Genomic DNA, 15,260 nt, shown 5'->3' with positions numbered 1-15,260 from the left:
TTTTCTTTTACGCGATAACCCAGTGGAGGCGGCCAGCAGTCTTACTTCGGCCCGAGAATCTTCACCAACTTATCCGGCGACGGTGCGCCTTGTTGTTGCTGCAAGCCGCCCTTGTCGTCCAGATAGAAAATTGCTGGCGTCGCCGACAATTCCAGCTCTTCCATCAACTTCATATTGGCATCGAGCTTGGCTTCGATATCGGCCGGTATCTTGTCCAGCGCCTGCAATTTGCTGCCTTTGCCGGCGGCCTCGTGCTCTTCCAGGGCTTTCTGCGGGTCTTTGGCGGCGAACAGCGCGGCGGATTTGCCCGGGCTGTCTTCGCGGATGATGCCGACCATGATGTGGCGTAACTGCACCTTGCCGGCCTTTACCCATGGCCGTGCCTGTTCCCAGAACATGTTGCAGTAAGGGCAGTTGGGGTCGCTGAACAGGTAGACGATGCGGGGGGCGTTTTTATCGCCGTCCTGAATCCAGTTGCTGTGTTCCATCTTGGCCCAGACTTCCTTGGCCATTGGCGCGTACACCAGTTTTTCCAGGGGCGCGCTGGTAAGGTCTTTGCCCTCGGCGTCGTACAGGTTGCCGGCGATTACGCTTTTGCCGTCGGCGGTCACGTACAGCGCCATGCCGCGGTTCTGGTATTGCGCGGCGTAGCCGGTGAGACCGCTGGGCGCGTCGAACTTGCCGAGGATCTTGGCGCCTTTGGCTTCGATCTGTTTGATCGGCGCCGGCCAGTCTTCGGCCTGGGCCAGGGTGGCCGCGAGCGTCAGCGGCAGCAGGGTCAGCAGGTGGCGGAGGCTTGGCATGTCGGTTTCCTTGTCGTGGCGGTGTCGAAGGGTTCCATGGCGCGGGCCAGGCTGGCTTGGGACAGCTCACCGAGGTGGCTGTTGATCAGGCGCCCATCGGCTTGGTAGAACAGGGTGGTCGGCAAGGCCATGGAGCCCACGGCCTGGCCGAGGCGGCCGCTGGCATCAAACAGCACGTTGTCGAGGGTCAGGCCTTGGGTCGCGAGGAAGGTACTGACGCTTTGCATGCTTTCGGCCTGGTTGACGAACAGGAAGGTCACGTCAGGCCGTTGGTGCTGCGCGCGCTCCAGCACCGGCATTTCGCGCCGGCACGGTGGGCACCAGGTGGCCCATAGGTTGATCACCAGCGGGCCACCTTTGTAATCGGCCAGTTGCACCACGTCACCATTGGCGTTGCGCAAGGTGATGTCCGGCAGTTGCGCGCCCTTGTCGTAAAGGCTCAAAGACAAGCTGGCCATCCCCCAGAACACCAGGCCGGTAATGACCCCGGCGCTCAGCGGTTTGCGCAGCGCAGGGCGGCGCCAGCCATATAACAGCGCGCCGAGCACCAGCGCGATCACGCCAGGCCAGGCGAGGAAACCGCCGTCGCGCAGGTCGACCATCTGCAGGGGGTCGTGGCTGTAATCGCCCCAATACATCAACACAAAGCTGAGGCGAGCAACCAGCATGGCCAGCAGGAACAGGCTGAACAGCACCGACTCCGGGTTTTCGCCGCCACGCTTGGCCACGCGCCAGCCCACCACGGTGGCGAGAATCAGCGCGCTGATCAACAGGATGTGGTTCAGGGCGATGGCGAAGGTGCCGATGGTCAGGGTCAGCATCAGCGTGCGTCTCGGGTTTGCGTCCAGCGTTGCAGGAAGGCGGCGGCATCCACTTCGCCGGTGATGCGTTGGGCGCGGCGTTCTTCACCGTCCGGGCCGATCCACACGAAGCTCGGTGGCCCCGGCACTTTGTAGCGGCCGAGCAGCTCGCGGCTGGCCGCGTTGTCGGCGGTGACGTCCAGGCGCAGCAGGCGCACGTCTTTGAGGGCGTCCATCACTTCGGGTTTGCCGAACACTTGTTTTTCCATGATCTTGCACGACACGCACCAGTCGGCGTAGTAATCCACCAATACCCATTGGCCCTGGGCCTTGGCACTGTCGAGTTGGTTTTGCAGCACGGCCGGGTCGTTGATGGTCATGAAGGCGTCGTGGGCACTGGGTGCTGCGCCAACGCGCTCGCCGCTGTAGACCTTCAGCGGCTGCCACAGGTCGTCGCTGCCACCGGCCGCACCCACCACCAGCACTGCGCCCCACACGCCCAGCACCAGGGAACCGGCGCCAAATACCTTGGCCGCCAGCCCGTATTCGCGGGCCAGGCTCCAGCCGCAATAAGCCATCACCAGCGCCAATACGCCCCATAGGCCGAGCCACAGGCTTTCACCCACCACCGGGCGAATCATCAGCACCGCAGTGCCGAGGAACAGGAAGCCGAAGACGCCCTTGAGCACATTCATCCACGTGCCCGGTTTAGGCAGGAAGCGGTTGCCCACCGTCACCAGCAGCAACAGTGGAATACCGATACCGATGCCCATCGCAAAGAGGATCAAGCCACCGTGCAGCGCATTGCCGCTCTGGGCGATATACAGCAGCGCGCCGGCCAGGGGGGCGGTCATGCACGGCCCCACCAGCAAACCGGAAAGTGCACCGAGGATGCCCGCGCCCACCAGGCTGCCGCCGCTTTGCTGGCGGCTGACGTTGTCCAGTCGGTCACGCAGGAAGGCCGGCATTTGTAGCTCAAAGAAGCCAAACATCGGCAGGGCGAGGATCACAAACAGCGCGGCGAAACTGCCGAGAATCCAAGGCGTTTGCAGCAGCGCGGCGAGGTTGGCGCCGAGCAATGCCGCCAACACACCCAGCGCTGCATACACCAGGGCCATGCACACCACGTAACTGCTGGCCAGGGCGAAACCACGACGCGGGCTGGCGCCGCTGCCTACCACCAGGCCTGCGAGGATCGGCAGCATCGGCAGCGAACAGGGGGCGAAGGCCAGCAGCAGGCCCAGGCCAAAGAACACCAGCAGGCTCCAACCCAGGCTGCGCTGCTGCAAACCGCTGGCCAGGCTTTGGTCCTGGGCCTGCGTGGTGGCGGCAACGGCAGGGTTACCGCCCAGGTCCACGGTGATCGACTGCGGCGGGTAGCACAGGCCCGCATCGGCGCAGCCCTGCCAGCCCAGCTTGATCTGGCCGGTGGCGCCGGCGGGTATCTTCACTTCCAGGCCTTGGCGGTACACTTGCTGCTCGCCGAAGAACTCATCGCTATGGGCTTCGCCCTGCGGCAATGCCGGCTTTTCGGCCAGGCCGTCGAACTTCATGCGCTGCTGGTAGAGGTAATAGCCATCGGCAATCTGCCAATACAGCTGGGTCTCGCCACTTTCAAGACGCTCGGAGGTAAAGGTGAAAGCTTTGCCCACCGGAAGGAAGTCAGGTTTGGTCTCGAATGGATTGCCCGGTGCTGCCTGGGCCAATCCCGCGAAAAACATCAGCAGAAAGGTAAACAAATACCGCATGGACGAGCCTTAGTTCGTTGCAAGTTAGGCACACAATGTGTGGCGCTGATTAACCGATGATTAACCGGGGCTATTCTAAAGTGAAGGGGAGCGCTGAGCGTGCCTCTTTTCACGGCATAATCGGCGCTTAATCCTCGGCACCTTTAATTCTCCCCATCTTTCATGAAGGGTTAACCATGCACGTACTGGTCTGTGAAGACGACGAACTGATCGCCAGCGGCATTGTTGCTGGCCTCGGCGCCCAAGGCTTTACCGTCGAGCGCGTGGCCACGGCCGCCGCCGCACGGGCGATGCTCAAGGCTGCCACGTTCGACATCATGGTGCTCGACCTCGGTTTGCCCGACGAAGACGGCCTCAAGCTGCTGCAGCAACAGCGCAGCCAGGGCCTGGAAATTCCGGTGCTGATCCTCACCGCCCGCGACTCGGTGACCAACCGCGTCGATGGCCTGCAAGCCGGTGCCGACGACTACCTGCTCAAACCCTTCGACCTGCGCGAACTCGCCGCACGCCTGCAAACCCTGCTGCGGCGCGTGGCGGGGCGCAGGGTCAACCTGATCGAACACGGCCGTTTGGCCTATGACCCGAGCAGTCGCGAAACCTTTCTGGCGGGCGAGCCGGTGGACCTTTCCCGCCGCGAACAAGCCTTGTTGCAGGCCCTGTTGCACAACAAAGGCCGGGTGCTGTCCAGCGAACAGCTCAAGGACAGCGTCTACGGGTTTAATGACGAACTGGAAAGTAACGCCCTCAACGTGCATATCCATCACTTGCGACGCAAATTGGGCAACGGCATCGTTGAGACCGTACGCGGCCTGGGTTATCGCCTGGGCACGGCGGACGGTGGCGCGGTGGATGATGGAGAAAACGCTTCGTGATGAGTCTGCGCCTGCGCCTGACGTTCAAGCTGGGCGCCGCTTTTGTGCTGATTTGGCTGCTGGCGGCGGCCTGGATGCTCAACGATCTGCGCAACCAGATGATGTTCTCCCTCGATCAGCGCCTGGTGGCGTCGGCACGCATGGTTGCGGGGCTGACCGAGCAGATGCCGGGCCTCGCCAGCGTAAGCGGCGGCACGCATTTGCGCACCGAACAACTGAATGTGCCGGGTGGCATGGCCTGCCAGGTCAGCTCGTTGCGCGGGGAAATCCTGGCGCGCAGCCATACCACGCCGGACGAAGGCCTGGAGTCGCGCAAGAGCGGTTTTCGCGATCAGATAATCGACGGCGTGGGCTGGCGTAGTTTCACCCTGTCGCGCGGTGACCTGCTGATCACCACGGCCGACCGCCAGGTGGAGCGCGAGGCGCTGAACCTGTCGATCCTGCTGGCGGCTTCGGTGCCGGTGGGCGTGGCCTTGCTGGGTTGCCTGTGCCTCCTGTGGCTGGGTATCGGCCAGAGCTTGTTGCCGCTCAACCGCATGCGTGACGCGTTGATGCGCCGCAGTGCTGACTCCCTCGAACCGCTGCAGATTCACCCGCTGCCCAGCGAGCTGAAACCGCTGCTCGACACCCAGAACCAACTATTGCAACGCATCGCCAAGACCATCGAACGTGAACGCCGCCTCACTGGCGACGCAGCCCATGAACTGCGTAGCCCGCTGACGGCGATCAAGACCCACCTGCAAGTGGCGCGCATGACTGACGGCGCGGCGCGCGACCAGTCCCTGGCCCACGCTGAAGAGGGCGCCGACCGCCTGCACCGTACCCTGGAACAATTACTCTTGCTGGCGCGGGTGGAGGGCAGCCTGTCGTTTGATGACGGCCTGCAATCGAGCGCCGAACAAGTTGCTCGGTTGGCGATCCAGGACGCCAACGCTGGCGACAATCGGCGTATCGACCTGATCCTGGCGCCCAACCTCACTGAAACCCCGGTGGAAATGCCAGTGGCCCTGGCGGTCGCGGCCTTGCGCAACCTGTTGGATAACGCCCTGCGTCACACCCCGGGTGATACCCGGGTGGAGCTGAATGTATTCACCACTGCCGACACGGTGGTGTTCCGTGTGCGTGACCACGGCAAGCAGATCTCAAGTGAGGACTTGCAATACCTGACCCAACGCTTCTGGCGCAATGGCAGCAGCGAAGGGTGTGGGCTGGGCCTGGCGATTGTTCAAGCTATCGTGCAACGCTGCTCCTGCTCCTTGAAATTCGACAGCCAGCCGGATGGCCTGCGGGTCGACCTGGGGATGCCGCTGCGACGCTGATTCTTTTCTCCAAGTGCCAAATAGTTACCGCCTTTTTGAGGTTTATCGCTTCAGGATGGCGGTAATTTTTTTGTGCTTGAACGGGCTGAATGATTCGGCCTGTACTGAAAAGGATGGTTCTTATGTTGGTTGTCGATAGCAGCTTCCCGGCCAGGGATTTCAATGAACGCAATGGCGAGCCCGTGGGGCAGGTGGTCCTGCATTACACCGCGGCGCCCTTTGCGTCATCTTTGCGTACGCTCACTCAAGACGGAGTCAGCGCTCACTACCTGCTGCCCGACCCTGATGACCAAGGTTACCGCGCTACCGGGTATGACGAATTACGCGCGTTTCGCCTGGTGGACGAGGATAAGCGTGCCTGGCATGCCGGGGCGAGTCATTGGGGTGGGCGGGATAATCTTAATAGCCGATCAATTGGCATCGAGATGGTCAATTTGGCGCGCGATGATGGCGGGGTGTTTACCTTTCCTGCGTACGCTGAGGAGCAGGTTGATGTGTTGATTGCGTTGGTTCGCGACATTCTTGGGCGATACCCTCAGATAGGGCCGACTGACATTCTTGGGCATTCGGATGTGGCGTACTGGCGCAAGAGTGATCCCGGGCCGCGGCTGCCTTGGCGGTGTTTGTTCGAGGCCGGGATCGGGGCCTGGTTTGATGAGTCGACACGGGCGATGTATCAGCGCCGGTTTTGTCTTGGGTTGCCGCCTGAGGCTGAGGTGGAGCGGGCGTTTCAGCGGTACGGGTATAAGCCGGCTCAGAATCGTCGAGCGTTTGAGCTGAGGACGCGGGCGTTTCAGATGCACTTTCGGAGCCGGGATTATGGTGGGGTTTTAGATGGGGAGACGTGTGCGCTTTTGTATGCGTTGAATGAGCGGTATCGCGGGATTTGAAGACTGGCATGATCGTGGTGATCGTTCCCACGCTCTGCGTGGGAATGCCACCATGGACGCTCCGCGTCCCGCTGTAAGTGAAATTCTGGTGACGCGGAGCGTCACGGGATGCATTTCCACGCGGAGCGTGGGAACGATCAATCAAAAACCATAACAAGCCTAAATCCCCCAACCGCTGGTGCGTCTCCAGAACATGAAATCCGCACATACGCGGATCGGCAGTTTGGTCACCCCACCCGCGTATTGAGGGATCGAGAGATGTCAGTCGCTACCAGCCGTATCGAAGACGCCCCGGTGCACGCCAGCCCGGCACCCGTGGAAACGCTCTACCAGTTCGAAGAAACCCCGCTGCTGGCCCGCCAGCGCCAGCAGGAATCCAACGCTCGCAGTTATCCCCGGCGCATCCCCCTGGCGCTCAAACGCGCCAAGGGCATCTACGTGGAGGACGTCGAAGGTCGCAGTTTCATCGATTGCCTGGCCGGCGCCGGCACCCTGGCGTTGGGCCACAACCACCCGGTGGTGATCGAAGCCATTCAGCAAGTACTCAGCGACGAACTGCCCCTGCACACCCTCGACCTGACCACGCCGGTCAAAGACCAGTTCGTGCAGGACCTGTTCGGCCTGCTGCCCGCCGAGCTGGCACGCGAAGCGAAAATCCAGTTCTGCGGCCCCACCGGCACCGATGCGGTCGAAGCCGCGCTGAAGCTGGTGCGCACCGCCACCGGCCGCAGCACCGTGTTGTCGTTCCAGGGCGGTTATCACGGCATGAGCCAAGGCGCGCTGAGCCTGATGGGCAGCCTGGGGCCGAAAAAACCCTTGGGCGCCTTGCTTGGCAATGGCGTGCAATTTCTTCCATACCCCTACGACTACCGTTGCCCCTTCGGCCTGGGCGGTGCGGAAGGTGTGCGGGTCAACCTGCATTACCTGGAGAACCTGCTCAATGACCCTGAAGCCGGGGTGTTGTTGCCGGCAGCGGTGATTGTTGAAGTGGTGCAGGGCGAGGGCGGCGTGATCCCGGCCGATCTCGACTGGCTGCGCGGCCTGCGGCGCATCACCGAGCAGGCGGGCGTGGCGTTGATCGTCGATGAAATCCAGAGTGGTTTCGGTCGCACCGGCAAAATGTTTGCCTTCGAACACGCCGGCATCATCCCGGATGTGGTGGTGATGTCCAAGGCCATCGGCGGCAGCTTGCCGCTGGCGGTGGTGGTGTATCGCGACTGGCTCGACACCTGGCTGCCGGGTGCGCATGCCGGGACGTTCCGTGGCAATCAGATGGCGATGGCGGCGGGCTCGGCGGTGATGCGCTACCTCAAGGAACACGACCTGGCCGGCCACGCCGCCGCCATGGGTGAGCGCCTCGGCGAGCACCTGCGCATCCTGCAACGCGACTTTCCGCACTTGGGGGATATTCGTGGGCGTGGGCTGATGCTCGGCGTCGAGCTGGTGGACCCGCACGGCACGCTCGATACCCAGGGCCACCCACCGGTGCATCGCCAACTGGCGCCGCTGGTGCAGCGCGAATGCCTCAAGCGCGGCCTGATCCTCGAACTGGGCGGCCGCCATGGCAGCGTGGTGCGCTTCCTGCCACCGTTGGTGATCACCGCCGCCGAAATCGACCGGGTGGCCGAGATCTTTGGTCGCGCCTTGGCGGCTGCAGTCGCCAGCCTCTAATTTTTCACACGCTTGGTACGTTTCTACAGATATCAGCGCTGCGCGTGGTGCGCAGCCAGCCTTTTTAGCGATGGAGAACAGCAATGACCTCAGTATTTGACCGCGACGACATCCTGTTTCAGGTAGTGGTCAACCACGAAGAACAGTATTCCATCTGGCCTGATTACAAGGCCGTACCGGAAGGCTGGCGCACCGTGGGCAAGAGCGGCATGAAGAAAGAGTGCCTGGCCTACATCGAAGAAGTCTGGACGGATATGCGCCCATTGAGCCTGCGCCAGAAGATGGACGGCGCTGCGTTGGTCAGCTGACACACCCCAGATCAACTGTGGGAGCGGGCTTGTGTGGGAGCGGGCTTGCTCGCGAATGCGTCGTATCAGTCAATACTTGCGTTAACTGACACACCGCATTCGCGAGCAAGCCCGCTCCCACAGAAAAGCGTTATTGCGTAGGGTTGGTGTACAAGTAATCCGTCGCCAACGACGCCAGTGTCCGCACACCCACGACCAACGCCGACTCGTCCACAAAGAAGCCTGGATTATGATTCGGCGCCGCCTTGCTCATGTCCTGATCCCTGGGTGTCACCCCCAGGAACACAAACAGCCCCGGCGCCTCCTTGGCGTAAAACGAGAAGTCCTCGGCACCGCCCACCAATGGGCCCTGCACCACATCATCCTTGGCCGCCCAGCGCAGGCTTGGGAGCATTTTCTCGGTCAGCGCCGGGTTGTTGATGGTCGGGTCGTACTTCTCGATGATGGTGACTTCGGCCTTGGCGCCGCCACTCTCGGCGATTTTCTCTACGGTCTGGCGTACGTCCGCGTGCAGCTTCTGACGAATGCCGTAGTCGTAGGAACGAATGGTGCCGCTCATGTCCACCGACTCGGGGATGATGTTGTAGCGGGTGCCGCCATTGATGGTGCCGATGCTCACCACCGACGGAAATGACGAGATGTCGGTGCGACGGCTCACCACGGTTTGCAGGCCGACAATGGTCTGCGCGCCGACGGTGATCGGGTCGATGCCGTCCCAAGGGCGGCCGGCGTGGGTCTGTTTGCCGAGGATCTTGATGCGCAGGTCATCGGAGCTGGCCAGGGTTGGGCCCGGCCGGTAGGCGATTTGCCCGGCGGGTACGCCGGCCCACACATGCAGGCCGAACACTGCGTCAGGCTTGGGCGCTTTCATCACGCCTTCCTGCACCATCATTTTCGCGCCCCAGGTGTTCTTGCCGTCGGGGATAAAGTCGCTCGGGCCTTCTTCGGCGGGTTGGAAATAAAACACCACGGTGCCGGGCAGGCGCTCGCGCATGCCGGTAAGAATTTTCGCCGTGCTCAGCAGGATCGCGGTGTGGGCATCGTGGCCGCAGGCGTGCATCACGTCGACCTCCTTGCCCAGGTAGGTGCCCTTTGCCTTGGAGGCGAACGGCAGGTCGGCGACTTCCTTGACCGGTAATGCATCCATATCCGCGCGCAGGGCAACGGTCGGGCCGGGCAGCGCGCCCTTCAAGATGGCGACGACGCCGGTGCGGGCCACGCCGGTTTTCACTTCAAGGCCCAGCTCGCGCAGTTGCTTGGCGACCAGCTCAGCCGTGCGGGTTTCGGTGTTGCCCAGTTCGGGGTGGGCGTGGATGTCGCGGCGGGTTTCCAGCAGAGCCGGCTCGAGGATTTTGGCCTGGGCGGCAATTTCCTCCCGGGCGTTCTCTTTGTCACTGCCCTGGTCGCTGCTGGCGGCAATCACCACACTGCTGGCGGCGCTACACAGTAAGCCGAAAACCCATTGGTGTGTCAGACCCTTTAAACGCATAAGTAGCTCTCCCTCTTTATTGTTGTGGTTCTTTCTCCTGCACAGTGCCGGCGGTGACTACCTGCACACTCAAGCGCGGTGTCGCCAGGTCTAGCCCGGCTTCATCCAACTCACGCTTGAGCGCCAGGTTGAACGCCCGCGACACTTCCCACTGCTTGATCGGCGCCGTCTTGAACCGCGCCCGCAGGATCGCACTGCCGGACTCAAAGCTTTCCACGCCCTGAATCTCCAGTGGCGACCAGATGTTTCTGCGTTGCAGTGGGTCGTTGCGCATCTTCTGGCCGACGTCACGCATCAGTTTGATCGCGTCGTCGATTTCCATGTTGTAGGGGATCGCCACCCGGAAGATCGCGTAGCCGAATTCCCGCGAGTAGTTCTTGATGCTCTTGATTTCGCTGAACGGAATGGTGTGCACGATGCCGTCGATATCGCGCAGGCGCACCGTGCGGATGGTCAGGCCTTCGACGGTGCCAAGGTGGCCGCCGACGTCCACGTAGTCATCGATGGCCAGGGAGTCTTCGATGATGATGAACAGGCCGGTGATCAAGTCGGCCACCAGCGACTGCGCACCAAAACCGATGGCAATACCGATCACACCCGCACCGGCCAGCAACGGCGTGACGTTCATGCCCATGTTCGCCAACGCCACGATGGCGGCGATGATAAAGATGGTTACAAACAGCACGTTGCGGATCAACGGCATCATCGTCTGCGCACGCGCATTCGCCAGACCTTTGCGCGAACGGGTCAGGGCGTGGTGGATCGCGGTGTCGCTGAGGATCCAGATCAGCCAGGCAAACAGCAGCGTGCCGCCAAGGCCGAACAGCTTGACGCTGACTTCATGGCCGTCGCCTTCGGTAAAGCGAATCATCGACAGGCCCCACACGCGCAGGCCCAGCTCGATAAACACCAGCCACACCACCAAGTGAATCAGGGTGTAGACGAAGCTTTTCAGGCGGTCGGAGTACAGCGCATGGCGTTTGTGCCCGCGTTGCGGCTTTAGCGCATGGCGGCGCACGAGGCCGTTGATCACCATGCACAACACCAGCAACACCGTGCACAACAATGATTGGCGCAGGGCGGTGCTGGTGTCGCCGGCGGACAGGAAGGTGGCGAACAGTGAGATGCCCACCAGCAACAGCGCCGGCAAGTACCAGAAGGTGCCGATGATCGAAAGCGTATCGGTGAGGGCGCGGCGCGTGAGGCGACGCGACAGCGGCTGGTTGCGGATCAAGTGTGCGATTGGCCGGCGGAAACGCAGGATAAACACGCCGGTGGACAGGGCGGCCATCACATTGGCGACCGTCGCTGCCGTGTGCGCCAGATGCTGGCCCAGGGCCGTTACCAGCCGTGGGTCACTCAAGGCTTCGCCAAAGGCGGCGAAACTGCCGATCCACCACAACGGGCGGAAGGCTTGGTGACGCAGGATATACAGCGCCCGGTGGCGGTGCGGGCCGTCGAGCACCGAGAACGCAATCACACAGATCGCCGAGAAACAGGTGCCGACCACCAGCGCGTAAGCCAGCACCATCGCCAGGGATTTACCCAGGGACGAGGGCAGGGCGTAGCTCAGGTAAACCGTGATCACCAGGGCGATCAACCACGGCCCCAATTTGCGCAGGGCGAAGCGCAGCATGTCCCAGGTGCGCGGGTGTTGCGGCAGTTCTTCGGGCAGGCCGAAACGCTCGCGCACGCGGTGGCTGAGCCAGATCAGCGCGGCGGCCAACAGGCTCCACACAGCCAGGATCACGGCAAAGCCGAAAATGATCGGTAGCCATTCACTGGCCGGCAGCATCAAGGCGCTGAGTTCATCCTTGGCCAGATCGAACTCATTGGACCAGCGTTGCACCGGGCTGTCGGCGCCGGAGAACTGCTGCTCAAGGCCGGACAGCGTACTGCCGATCAAGCCGAGTACGCCTTGTTCGGCGGCGGGCTGGGCTTTTTGCGTGGCTTGGCGCAGTTTTTTCAGGTCGCTCAACAGCTGGGTGCGCTGCTGATCGTTTTCCAGGGTCTTGATCACCTCATCCAACGACTGCCCCAGCGGCACATCGGCCTGGGGTTGGGTCTTGTTGGCGTTGCCGAGCAGGCCGGGCAAGCTCACGGCGTTGGCAGGCGTGAGCGGCAGCAGCATCAGCAGGGCGATCAGAAAGTAGCGGGGCAGGGCAAAAAGACGCAAGAGCACGAGGCGGTCAACCTTGAAAACGACGAATTGACCGAGTGTACGAGGCCGTTATGCCCAATGCGAGTGCATTTGTCATTCCGCCAGTTTGGCGAGGATTTTGTAAACCACCGTGCCAAGGATCAGCAGCATCCCGACCCACATGCCAAACACGCCGACGGGCTTGTCACGAAAGTTGAAGCCGGTCGCGAGCAGGATCATGCCGATAATGATGGGAATGAGCATGGCGTGGAACGAGGACATGGAGATCATGGGGCGACGGCCTTGTCGGGAGTGGGAATACTGACAAGTCTAGGTCGGATTACAAAAACTGCAGGTGATGCAGATCAGGTGTGCGCAAAACTGAATGTGGGAGCGGGCTTGCTCGCGAATGCGCAGTGTCAGTCACTGAATCTGCTGACTGATGTACCGCATTCGCGAGCAAGCCCGCTCCCACATTTTTGACCGAGGTTACCCGCTGGATCAGGGCAAATCGCGGCTCGCATAAAACGCACCGAGTACCTTCACCAGATGCGCCAAATCATGGCTGCCGCACAGTTCACGGATGGAATGCATGGCAAACGTCGGCAGGCCGATGTCCACGGTGCGCACGCCCAGGTGGCTGGCGGTAATCGGGCCGATGGTCGAGCCGCAGCCCATGTCGCTGCGCACCACAAAGCTCTGCACCGGGACTTCCTGGGCCATGCACAGGTGGCGGAAGAACCCGGCAGTTTCGCTGTTGGTGGCGTAGCGCTGGTTGCTGTTGACCTTGATCACCGGGCCGGCATTGAGTTTTGGGCCGTGGTTGGCGTCGTGTTTCTCGGCGTAGTTGGGGTGCACGCCGTGGGCATTGTCCGCCGACACCAACAGTGATTTCTGAATGGTGCGTACGAACTCATCACCTTCGGGCAACAGGCGGCGCAGGGTCTGTTCCAGCATCGGGCCGTCAGCGCCACACGCAGAGCAGGAGCCGACTTCTTCGTGGTCGTTGCACACCAGCACGCAGGTTTCGTCGGTTTCGCTGGTGAGCAACGCTTGCAGGCCGGCGTAGCACGACAGCAGATTGTCGAGGCGCGCACCGGCAATAAAGTCGCCATTGAGGCCGATCACTGCAGCACTTTGCGTGTCGTAGAAGCTCAGCTCGTAGTCGAGCACCACGTCGGCGTTCAAACCATGCTCGCGTCCAAGCTGCTCGGTGAGCACGGCACGGAAGTCCACGCGTTCGTCGCCGGCAAATTGCGCGAGGATCGGTGGCAGTTCGGTCTGGGCATTGATCGCCCAACCCTGGTTGGCTTCACGGTTCAGGTGAATGGCCAGGTTGGGGATTATGGCGATGGGCAGCTTGAAGTCGATCAGTTGGCTCTCGACCTTGCCGTCGCGGCGGAAGGTCACGCGGCCGGCCAGCGACAGGTCGCGGTCGAACCACGGCGCCAGCAGCGCACCGCCGTAGACTTCCACACCCAACTGCCAGAAACCCTGGCGTTGCAGCTCCGGCTGCGGCTTGACCCGCAGGCACGGGCTGTCGGTGTGGGCGCCGACCAGGCGAATCCCGCCTTGCAACGGCGAGTGGCGGCCGAGCTTGAAGGCGATGATGGAGGAGTCGTTACGGGTCACGTAATAGCGCCCGTTGGCCTCGGTGGCCCAGGTTTCGCGCTCGTCGAGGCGCTGGTAGCCGGCTGCTTCCAGGCGCTGGGCGAGGGCGGCAGTGGCATGAAAAGGAGTAGGGGAGGCCTTGAGGAAGTCGATCAGGCCTTGATTCAACGCTTCGCGCATAAATAGCTCCAGACAGCAATGCGCGGAGTTTACCGTATTGGCTCTACATTTGAAGTGAAGCTGCGCTGTTGAGAATTACACAAGGCTAATGGGGGAGCTGGCTTGCCTGCGATAGCCATAGGTATCTACACAACTTTGGGTGCGGCGCTATTCCCCAGGAGAGGGAACTTGCTGTCTGGCAGCTTACAGCTATCTAACTGATGCACCGCGTTCCAAATGTGGGAGGGGGCTTGCCCCCGATGGCGGCCTGACAGCCGACCAGGGTGCTGGATCACACCGAGTACATATCCATTCCTGCGGTAACGGCCACTTAGGGTTCCGCTTTTACAGCGGCTCACTTTTGGAAGGACCCAAAAGTAAGCAAAAGGTCCTCGTCCCACCACTCGGCACCTCGCTTAGGCTCGGTGTGCCCGTAATCCGACATGGATTTGGGGGGCCGCCGCCACGCGCCATCCATGGCGCGGGGCGGCTAAACCGGCATCCCTGCCGGTTTACCCCCCAAATCCATGTCGAATTCCGGCCAGCGTGGTTTAACGGGACGCCTAAGATCAAAAGCCAGATCAAGAACAAGAGCGGCTCGCTGCGCATCGTGGGTACGGTTGGCAGCTACAAAGTTGTGTAGATACCTATGCTGCGATAGCGGTGCATCAGTCGTGCATTTTTCACTGATAGACCGCAATCGCAGGCAAGCCAGCTCCCACATTTGATCGTGTTTGCAGCTTAGAAGGGTGCAGGGCACTCAAAGCGCAGCCGCTTGCCACTTTGCGGATGGGTAAAGCTCAACATGCTCGCGTGCAGGCACAGGCGCGGCCAGGCGGCCAGGGCTTGTTCATGGGCATACAAACCATCACCGAGTAACGGATGCCCGATCGACAGCATATGCACGCGCAACTGGTGCGAACGCCCGGTGATCGGCGTCAGCTCGACGCGGCACCAGTCGCCGCAACGCTCCAGTACCTTCCAGAAGGTCAACGCGTGCTTGCCGAATTCATGGTCAACCACATGGCGGGGTTTGGTCGGCGGGTCGTAGCGCAGGGGCAGGTCGATGCTGCCGCTGTCCAGCGCCGGTTGGCCCCAAGCCAAGGCGGTGTAGGCCTTTTCGGTTTCGCGGTCGTGAAACTGGCGGGACAGTTCGCGGTGGGTGTCGGCGTCCCGCGCAAGCAGGATAATCCCCGAGGTTTCCCAGTCCAGGCGATGGACAATGCGGGCTTCGGGGTAGCCGTTTTCCTGCAGGCGGGTGATCAGGCAGTCCTTGTTGTCATCGGCCCGGCCGGGCACCGAGAGCAGCAGGGTCGGCTTGTTCACCACCAGGACAGCGTCGTCCTGATGCAGGATATGGATGTTGGACAGCGGCATTAAACAGCCTCGTAACAAACGCCAACGGCGGCTCGCTCACCCGGTTCCCATAAAAGGGATCAAGGTGCCCGAG

General features: G+C 61.8%; 13 protein-coding genes. 5 read left to right on the top strand and 8 right to left on the bottom strand.

The features are described from left to right. Positions 1-41: 41 nt before the first annotated feature. The 3 genes from dsbG to dsbD are packed head-to-tail and all read right to left on the bottom strand — an operon-like array spanning position 42 to position 3,351. Positions 42-803 (bottom strand): thiol:disulfide interchange protein DsbG, encoded by a 762-nt coding sequence (gene dsbG, locus ACA065_RS21555; RefSeq protein ID WP_497691432.1) that lies wholly within the window; start codon positions 801-803, stop codon positions 42-44. Beyond that, positions 779-1,624 carry a prolipoprotein diacylglyceryl transferase family protein gene (locus ACA065_RS21550; protein WP_497691431.1) on the bottom strand — a complete coding sequence of 282 codons (846 nt, stop codon included), beginning with the start codon at positions 1,622-1,624 and terminating at the stop codon, positions 779-781. The genes dsbG and ACA065_RS21550 overlap by 25 nt, the downstream gene beginning before the upstream one ends. After that, complete coding sequence (gene dsbD / locus ACA065_RS21545; RefSeq protein WP_497691430.1) at positions 1,624-3,351, bottom strand: protein-disulfide reductase DsbD; 1,728 nt, start codon at positions 3,349-3,351, stop codon at positions 1,624-1,626. The genes ACA065_RS21550 and dsbD overlap by 1 nt, the downstream gene beginning before the upstream one ends. 176 nt (positions 3,352-3,527) lie before the next feature. Here dsbD and ACA065_RS21540 point away from each other — a divergent pair, with 176 nt between their 5' ends. The 5 genes from ACA065_RS21540 (at position 3,528) to ACA065_RS21520 (ending at position 8,411) form a co-directional block, all read left to right on the top strand. After that, entirely contained in the window at positions 3,528-4,223 is a 696-nt protein-coding gene (locus ACA065_RS21540) for a response regulator (protein ID WP_497691429.1), read from the top strand. Further along, positions 4,223-5,542, top strand: a complete 1,320-nt coding sequence (locus tag ACA065_RS21535; protein WP_497691428.1) for an ATP-binding protein — start codon at positions 4,223-4,225, stop codon at positions 5,540-5,542. The genes ACA065_RS21540 and ACA065_RS21535 overlap by 1 nt, the downstream gene beginning before the upstream one ends. Before the next feature lie 122 nt (positions 5,543-5,664). Next, positions 5,665-6,432 (top strand): N-acetylmuramoyl-L-alanine amidase, encoded by a 768-nt coding sequence (locus ACA065_RS21530; protein WP_497691427.1) that lies wholly within the window; start codon positions 5,665-5,667, stop codon positions 6,430-6,432. Between the two features lie 258 nt (positions 6,433-6,690). Then, positions 6,691-8,103, top strand: coding sequence for an aspartate aminotransferase family protein (locus ACA065_RS21525; RefSeq protein WP_497691426.1), 1,413 nt, complete (start codon positions 6,691-6,693; stop codon positions 8,101-8,103). Between the two features lie 83 nt (positions 8,104-8,186). Further along, positions 8,187-8,411 (top strand): MbtH family protein, encoded by a 225-nt coding sequence (locus ACA065_RS21520; protein ID WP_497691425.1) that lies wholly within the window; start codon positions 8,187-8,189, stop codon positions 8,409-8,411. A 130-nt stretch (positions 8,412-8,541) separates the two neighbouring features. On the opposite strand, the gene ACA065_RS21515 is transcribed toward ACA065_RS21520, so the two are convergent. The 5 genes from ACA065_RS21515 to ACA065_RS21495 all read right to left on the bottom strand — a co-directional run bounded on the left by ACA065_RS21515 (position 8,542) and on the right by ACA065_RS21495 (position 15,187). Next, positions 8,542-9,900, bottom strand: a complete 1,359-nt coding sequence (locus tag ACA065_RS21515) for an amidohydrolase (RefSeq protein ID WP_497691424.1) — start codon at positions 9,898-9,900, stop codon at positions 8,542-8,544. Positions 9,901-9,916: 16 nt separating this feature from the next. Then, positions 9,917-12,082: a mechanosensitive ion channel family protein gene (locus ACA065_RS21510; protein WP_497691423.1), complete on the bottom strand. Its 2,166-nt coding sequence runs from the start codon at positions 12,080-12,082 to the stop codon at positions 9,917-9,919. Between the two features lie 72 nt (positions 12,083-12,154). Next, positions 12,155-12,331 carry a hypothetical protein gene (locus ACA065_RS21505; RefSeq protein WP_017137858.1) on the bottom strand — a complete coding sequence of 59 codons (177 nt, stop codon included), beginning with the start codon at positions 12,329-12,331 and terminating at the stop codon, positions 12,155-12,157. Between the two features lie 210 nt (positions 12,332-12,541). Continuing rightward, on the bottom strand, positions 12,542-13,831 hold the full coding sequence (locus ACA065_RS21500) for a M18 family aminopeptidase (RefSeq protein WP_122249562.1): 1,290 nt from the start codon (positions 13,829-13,831) through the stop codon (positions 12,542-12,544). Between the two features lie 720 nt (positions 13,832-14,551). After that, a complete protein-coding gene (locus ACA065_RS21495) occupies positions 14,552-15,187 on the bottom strand; it encodes an RluA family pseudouridine synthase (protein WP_094951466.1) in 636 nt (211 codons plus the stop codon). Positions 15,188-15,260: the final 73 nt, after the last annotated feature.

Source organism: Pseudomonas sp. LBUM1640 (genome assembly GCF_059716225.1).
This window is presented reverse-complemented; position numbering and strand designations above follow the sequence as displayed.

Coding starts and splice junctions, on each gene's coding strand:
- ACA065_RS21525 (WP_497691426.1), top strand. CDS start 6,691: ATGTCAGTCGCTACCAGCCGTATCGAAGACGCCCCGGTGCACGCCAGC.
- ACA065_RS21530 (WP_497691427.1), top strand. CDS start 5,665: ATGTTGGTTGTCGATAGCAGCTTCCCGGCCAGGGATTTCAATGAACGC.
- ACA065_RS21495 (WP_094951466.1), bottom strand. CDS start 15,187: ATGCCGCTGTCCAACATCCATATCCTGCATCAGGACGACGCTGTCCTG.
- ACA065_RS21540 (WP_497691429.1), top strand. CDS start 3,528: ATGCACGTACTGGTCTGTGAAGACGACGAACTGATCGCCAGCGGCATT.
- dsbG (WP_497691432.1), bottom strand. CDS start 803: ATGCCAAGCCTCCGCCACCTGCTGACCCTGCTGCCGCTGACGCTCGCG.
- ACA065_RS21550 (WP_497691431.1), bottom strand. CDS start 1,624: ATGCTGACCCTGACCATCGGCACCTTCGCCATCGCCCTGAACCACATC.
- ACA065_RS21520 (WP_497691425.1), top strand. CDS start 8,187: ATGACCTCAGTATTTGACCGCGACGACATCCTGTTTCAGGTAGTGGTC.
- dsbD (WP_497691430.1), bottom strand. CDS start 3,351: ATGCGGTATTTGTTTACCTTTCTGCTGATGTTTTTCGCGGGATTGGCC.
- ACA065_RS21515 (WP_497691424.1), bottom strand. CDS start 9,900: ATGCGTTTAAAGGGTCTGACACACCAATGGGTTTTCGGCTTACTGTGT.
- ACA065_RS21500 (WP_122249562.1), bottom strand. CDS start 13,831: ATGCGCGAAGCGTTGAATCAAGGCCTGATCGACTTCCTCAAGGCCTCC.
- ACA065_RS21535 (WP_497691428.1), top strand. CDS start 4,223: ATGAGTCTGCGCCTGCGCCTGACGTTCAAGCTGGGCGCCGCTTTTGTG.
- ACA065_RS21505 (WP_017137858.1), bottom strand. CDS start 12,331: ATGATCTCCATGTCCTCGTTCCACGCCATGCTCATTCCCATCATTATC.